The following is a 6,305-nucleotide window of genomic DNA, read 5'->3' as shown; positions in this document are numbered from 1 at the left end:
CTCGGCGGCGCGCGGGTGGTCGCCGGCCAGCCGGGCGAGGTCGGCGCGGACCTCGATCCACAGGCCGGCCTGCGGGCTGTGCGGGCCGTGCCGGCGCAGCGCCTGCTGCTCCCAGGCGGCCGCCATGGCGGCGGCCTCGTTGTGCCGGCCGGCCTGGGCGGCGGCGAGGATGCGCGGCAGCGGGTCCTCCTCCTCGGGCGCGGGGGCCGGGACCGCGACGGCCGCAGGCGCCGGAACGGGCGCCGGCGCGGAGGCGGCCGCGGGGGCCGGGGGTGCGGCGGGGGCCGGGGCGGCGCGGTTGGCGAGGACGGGGCCGGCCGTGCCGTGGCGGAGGTCCAGGAAGCCCTCGGGGAGCCCGGCCTGAGCCAGCGCCAGCTGGTGGAGGAGGGCGGGGTCGAGGGTGGGGCCGGCCGCGGGGTGCCCGACGGACAGCGCGGTCAGGAAGGAGCGGGTGTAGGGCCCGGCCTCCTGGGCGGGCCGGTCCGGGGTGGGGTGGACCACCCCGCAGAGCGGCAGGCCGCCGGCGAGGCGTCCGTCGCGGGCCGCGGCGCTCACGTGCGGCCAGGCGTGGGCGTCGGCCTCGGCGTCGACGAGCAGCAGGGTGGGCCCGGCGTGCTCGCGCAGCGCCCGCAGCAGCCACTCCCAGGGCAGGCCGGTGTAGCGGACGGTGGCGGCGGTGCTCTCCCGCAGGGCCAGGTGCAGCTCGGTGCTGCGCCGGGCGGGGACCATCAGGTGCCCGGTGACCCACACCAGCAGCGGCCCGGGCACCCGGACGGCGTCCTGGAGGTAGGCCAGCACGCTCTGCGGGCCGGCCATGGCCGGGAGCTGCACCACGTCGGCCGAGGCGGCGGCGAGGAATCCGCGCGGGCTCGCGCCCGCGATGGCGTGCGCGGTCGGGTTGGGCAGGGCGCCGCGCCGCCCGTCGGGGGTGCCGTCCAGCAAGAGAACACAGCCATGGGTCGGGTGGTCCAACGCGTTCTTCCTTCCGGCCGTTACGTGAGCCCGTGACGCAACTCTAGGCGCCGGTCCGGGCCCCCAGGCCGGCTTTCTCCACCACTTCCGGCCCCCGTCTCCGCGAAATCCGACATCAGCCCACATATAAGTCATATGAGAAGTGTGTTTTTCGGTGCTTTCGGCGGAGAAGCGGAGTGGTGGCGTGCGGACACACCGGGGAAGGGCCGTGCTGGCGGTCATGGGACTCATATCGGGGGTCGCGGCGGGCTGTTCCCCGCCCGACGGCGCGCTGCGGGCGGCCGGGCCCCCGCGCGCGCCGGCCCCGGCCCGGAGCGGGTTCACGCTGGTGGCCACCGGGGACGTGCTCCCCCACGACTCGGTGATCCGGCAGGCGCGGGAGGACGGCGAGCGCTCGGGAACGGGCCACGACTTCCGCCCGATGCTCGCGGGCGTCAAGCACGTCGTCTCCGGCGCCGACGTGGCCATCTGTCACATGGAGACGGTGTACGGGGAGGAGAAGGGGCCGTTCAGCGGCTGGCCCGCGTTCGTCTCACCGCCGCACGTGGCCCGGGCACTGAAGGAGACCGGGTACGACTCGTGTTCGACGGCCTCCAACCACACGCTGGACGCGGGCGAGGACGGGGTGCGGCGCACCCTGGACGCGATGGACCGGGTGGGCCTCCGGCACACCGGATCGGCCCGGTCCGCCGCCGAGGGCGCCCGGGTGAACCTGCTGCAGGCGGGCCCGGCCCGCGTCGCCCAGCTGTCCTACACCTACGCCACCAACGGCATACCGGTGCCGCAGGGCCGCCCCTGGACGGTCAACCTCATCGACAGGGACCGCATCCTCGCCGACGCCCGTGCCGCCCGGAAGGCGGGGGCGGACGTCGTGGCGGTCAGCCTGCACTGGGGCACCGAGTGGCAGCAGGAGCCCGACGAGCAGCAGCTGACGCTGGCGCGGCAGCTGACGGCGGCCACCACCGGCGGCCGCCCGGACGTCGACCTGATCCTGGGCACGCACAACCACGTGCCGCAGGCGTACGAGAAGGTCAACGGCACCTGGGTCGTCTACGGGATGGGCGACCAGCTCGCCGGCGAGATGTTCAACCCCGAGGGCGCCCGGGACGACCGGGGCAACCAGAGCTCCATCGCCCGCTTCACCTTCGCCCCTCCCGCGCGGCGCGGGGAGCGCTGGCGGGTGGTCAGGGTGGAGTTCCTGCCGCAGCTGACCGACCTGCGGGACCACTACCGGGTGCTCGACCTGGGCCGGGAGACCGCCGGGCGACCGGGCCGGCCGGAGCTGGCCGACGCCCGGGAGCGGATCCGCCGGGCCGTCCTCTCCCGCGGCGCCGGCAAGGACGGCCTGACCATGGCCGACTAGCCGGACCGCCGGCAGCCGGGCGGTCCGGCCCCGTCAGGGCCGCCCGGTGCCGGGTCCCGGACCCGCGCCGCTCAGCCCATGGCCGCGCGGGTCTGCGGGTCGTCCAGCGCCTTGTGGCTGACGGTCCTGCAGTACGAGACCTCCCCGGTGTTCTCGATGTACTTCGCCGCGACCCAGGTCGTGCGGTCCCGCAGCATGTACCAGATCGGGTTTCCCCCCACCTCCTGCGCGCGGACCTTGCAGCGCAGCGCGGCCTGGCCGTGGAATTTGAGCATGCCTCTCGGAGAGGAGTCGGTGCTCGGGTACGCCCGCTCGACGATGCCGGTGGACGCGACGACCGTGCCGTAGGGCCGGCCCGGCGGCGCCGCCTGGACGGGGACGGCGGCGAGCAGGGATCCGCCGAGGGCGGCGACCGCGATCACACCGGCCGAGAACTTCCTGCTGCGGATCGCGAAGGTACTGAACATGGGAACTCCCTCGATGCGAAGTGGATCACGCATTGCCCAGGTTCCACATGAAATGTCGACCTAAACACAAATCAAGGTGACGACCCGGATGGCGGATCGGCCTGCGGGGCCCCCTCGTCCCGGTCGCCGGCCCTGCGGGCCCGGCTCGGCTGCACGCGCTTGGGCTCGCCCTTCATCTTCGGGTGCTCGGGCGGGTAGGGCAGGTCGCCCAGCCCGTGCTCGCGCTCGTCGCGGTCGGCCAGTTCGAGCGCCGCCCGCAGCCCGCAGGGTTCGGCGTCCATGCCGGCGTGCACGTCGCCGACGTCGGCGAAGCGGGCGGGCATCGTGCCCAGGTCGAAGTCCTCCGGCAGGGCGTCGGCCACCTCGTCCCAGCGCAGCGGCGCGGAGACCGGGGCGTGCGGCCGCGGGCGCACGGAGTAGGCGCTGGCGATGGTGCGGTCGCGGGCGGTCTGGTTGTAGTCGACAAAGATCTTTTTCCCGCGTTCCTCCTTCCACCAGGCGGTGGTGATGCGCTGCGGCGCCCGCCGCTCCAGCTCCCGGGCGACGGCGATGGCGGCGCGGCGCACCTGCACGAACGTCCACTCGGGGGTGATGGGCACGAAGACGTGCAGGCCGCGCCCTCCGGAGGTCTTGGGCCAGCCGGTCAGGCCCAGCCCCGCGAGGACGTCCCGCAGTTCGAGTGCGGCGCGGACCGCGTCGGCGTACTCGGTGCCGGGCTGCGGGTCGAGGTCGATGCGCAGTTCGTCGGGGTGGTCGGTGTTGGCGCGCCGCACCGGCCAGGGGTGGAAGGTCAGGCACCCCAGGTTCGCCGCCCACAGGACGGCCGCGGTCTCGGTGGGGCAGATCTCGTCGGCGTACCGGCCGCTGGGGAAGGCGATGCGGCCGGTGGGGATCCACTCGGGGAGGTTCTTGGGCGCCCGTTTCTGGAAGAACGACTCCCCCGTCACCCCGTCGGGGTAGCGCTCCAGGGTGGTGGGCCGGTCCCTGAGGGCGCGCAGGATGCCGTCGCCGACGCTCAGGTAGTAGGTGGCGAGGTCGTACTTGGTGAACCCGCGCTCGGGGAAGTAGACCTTGTCCGGGTGGGACAGCCGTACCGTCCGCTCGCCGACGGTGAGCTCCAGGGAGTCTGCCATGCGTGTCACGCTAGGCCGAACGGGAGGGGCGCGCCTGTCGGGCGGGCCCGGGGCGCGCTCCCGCGCGCACAATCCAGGGCATGGACCTTCCGGTGATGCCCCCCGTGGCGCCCATGCTGGCCAAGCCGGCGGCGAGGATCCCGCCCGGCATGCAGTACGAGGCCAAGTGGGACGGCTTCCGGGCCGTCGTCTTCCGCGACGGTGACGAGATCGAGCTCGGCAGCCGGACCGGGAAGCCGCTGACCCGCTATTTCCCCGAGCTCGTGGACGCCCTGCTGGGGCAGTTGCCGCGGCGCTGCGTCCTGGACGGGGAGATCGTGATCGCCCGTGGGGGCCGCCTGGACTTCGACGCGCTGCTGGAGCGCATCCACCCGGCCGACTCGCGGGTCCGCCTCCTGGCGGGGACGACCCCGGCGAGCCTCATCGCCTTCGACCTGCTCGCCCTGGGCGACGCGTCCTTGATGGACACGGCCCAGCGCGAGCGCCGCGAGGCGCTGACGGACGCCCTGCGCGGCGCCCACGACCCGGTCTTCACCGCCCCCGTCACCTACGACCTCGACGTGGCCGGGGGCTGGTTCGAGCAGTTCGAGGGGGCGGGCCTGGACGGAGTGATCGCCAAGCCGCCGGACCTTCCCTACCGGCCGGGCGAGCGGGTCATGGTCAAGGTCAAGCACGAGCGGACCGCCGACTGCGTCGTGGCGGGCCTGCGGCTGCACAAGAGCGGCCCGGTGGTCGGCTCGCTGCTGCTGGGCCTGCACGACGCGGCCGGGCGGCTGCAGCACGTCGGCGTCTGCGCGTCGTTCCCCATGCGCCGCCGCCAGGAGCTGATGACCGAACTGGAGCCGCTGCGGATGCCGTCCGCGGCCGGGCACCCGTGGGAGGAGTGGGCCAGCGCCGAGGCCCAGGCCGCCGGCCGGCTGCCCGGCGGCCCCAGCCGCTGGACGGGGAAGAAGGACCTGTCCTGGATCGCGCTGCGCCCGGAGCGGGTCGTCGAGGTCGCCTACGACCACATGCAGGGCGACCGCTTCCGCCACACGGCGCAGTTCCGCCGCTGGCGCCCGGACCGCACGCCGGAACAGTGCACGTACGCGCAGCTGGAGGAGCCGGTCGGCTACGACCTGGCCGAGGTCCTCGGCACTGCGTGACGCAGGGTCAGCGCACGCCCTCCCCTCGGAGCAACCCGGCCCCCGTACGGCCCAGCAAATCAGGAACTGACGGGACGCCGGCTCCGAGGCTGGGGAGAACTCCTGAACCCCGTGGGAGAGGTGGTGCTCATGGCAAGGATTCCGACGGCCCGCCCGGCCTGCGGTGCACGGCACCGGGCCGCCGTACTGGCCTGCGCGGGCGCCGTGTGCCTGCCGTTGTGCGCGGGCGCCGCCGTGGCGTCCGGTTTCACCGACGGGCCCGGCTCCCCCTTCTGGGCCGAGCCCGTGAACCGGCCGGCGCAGCAGGCACGCATCTGGCAGGAGCGGGGACGGGACGAGGACGCGGAGGCGGTGCAGCGCATCGCCGAGCAGCCCACGGCCGTCTGGATGACCGGCGAGGACCCCCGTGAGCAGGTCGAACGGGTCACCGAGGCGGCCGAACGCGCCGGCCGCATCCCGCTCCTGGTCGCCTACAACATCCCGCACCGCGACTGCGGCCAGTACTCCTCCGGCGGCGCCCGCGACGCCGGCGCCTACCGCGCCTGGGTGGCCCGTGCCGCGGCCGGCATCGGCGAGCGCCGGGCGTGGGTGGTCCTCGAACCCGATGCGGTCGCCCAGTGGGCCGCGGGTTGTCTGCCGCAGGAGGCGAGGGCCGGGCGGCTGGGGCTCCTGGCCGAGGCGGTACGGACGTTCAAGGCGCAGCGCGGCACCTCGGTGTACATCGACGCCGGCAACGCGGGCTGGATCTCCGACCAGCAGTTGCTGGCCGACGCGCTGAAGAAGGCGGGGATCGCGGAGGCGGACGGCTTCGCGCTGAACGTCTCCAACTTCCACACCACGCCCGTCACGCGGGCCTACGGCCACCAGCTGTCGGACCGGCTCGGCGGCGCCCACTTCATCATCGACACCAGCCGCAACGGCAAGGGGCCGCTGCCTCCGGCGCTGCCCTCCGAGGGCGGCGACGAGGCGTGGTGCAACCCGCCCGGCCGGGCGCTGGGCACGCCGCCCACCACCGCCACCGGAGACCCGCGGATCGACGCGTTCGTCTGGATCAAGCGGCCCGGGGAGTCGGACGGCTCCTGCCGCGGCGCTCCGCAGGCCGGGCGCTGGTGGAACGAGTACGCCCTGGGCCTGGCCACGGCGTCGCCCGCCCCGGCCCGGTGACCGGGCCCCCTCCCCCGGTCCCGGCCCTCAGCGGACGTGCACCCAGGCCGCCCGCGAGGGC

General features: G+C 74.8%; 6 protein-coding genes. 3 read left to right on the top strand and 3 right to left on the bottom strand.

Annotated features, from left to right (window positions below; all coding sequences use genetic code 11):
- On the bottom strand, positions 1–972 hold a 972-nt coding region (locus LE181_RS31260), incomplete at its 3' end, for a hypothetical protein (RefSeq protein WP_225664936.1).
- A gap of 220 nt (positions 973–1,192) precedes the next feature.
- Between LE181_RS31260 and LE181_RS31255 the strand changes: the two genes are divergently transcribed.
- A complete protein-coding gene (locus LE181_RS31255; protein WP_225664935.1) occupies positions 1,193–2,335 on the top strand; it encodes a CapA family protein in 1,143 nt (380 codons plus the stop codon).
- A 71-nt stretch (positions 2,336–2,406) separates the two neighbouring features.
- On the opposite strand, the gene LE181_RS31250 is transcribed toward LE181_RS31255, so the two are convergent.
- Both LE181_RS31250 and ligD read right to left on the bottom strand, forming a co-directional pair.
- Positions 2,407–2,802, bottom strand: a complete 396-nt coding sequence (locus LE181_RS31250; RefSeq protein ID WP_225664934.1) for an SH3 domain-containing protein — start codon at positions 2,800–2,802, stop codon at positions 2,407–2,409.
- 71 nt (positions 2,803–2,873) lie between these two features.
- Positions 2,874–3,935 (bottom strand): non-homologous end-joining DNA ligase, encoded by a 1,062-nt coding sequence (ligD, locus tag LE181_RS31245; RefSeq protein ID WP_225664933.1) that lies wholly within the window; start codon positions 3,933–3,935, stop codon positions 2,874–2,876.
- 80 nt (positions 3,936–4,015) lie between these two features.
- On the opposite strand from ligD, the gene LE181_RS31240 reads away from it, so the two are divergent.
- Both LE181_RS31240 and LE181_RS31235 read left to right on the top strand, forming a co-directional pair.
- Positions 4,016–5,080 (top strand): ATP-dependent DNA ligase, encoded by a 1,065-nt coding sequence (locus LE181_RS31240; RefSeq protein WP_225664932.1) that lies wholly within the window; start codon positions 4,016–4,018, stop codon positions 5,078–5,080.
- Between the two features lie 129 nt (positions 5,081–5,209).
- A complete protein-coding gene (locus LE181_RS31235; protein ID WP_225664930.1) occupies positions 5,210–6,244 on the top strand; it encodes a glycoside hydrolase family 6 protein in 1,035 nt (344 codons plus the stop codon).
- Positions 6,245–6,305: the final 61 nt, after the last annotated feature.

It is taken from the genome of Streptomyces sichuanensis, from assembly GCF_020328095.1.
GTDB lineage: Bacteria > Actinomycetota > Actinomycetes > Streptomycetales > Streptomycetaceae > Streptomyces > Streptomyces cinnamoneus.
Note: the sequence above shows the minus strand (reverse complement) of the source record. Positions and strands in the feature narration are given on the sequence as shown.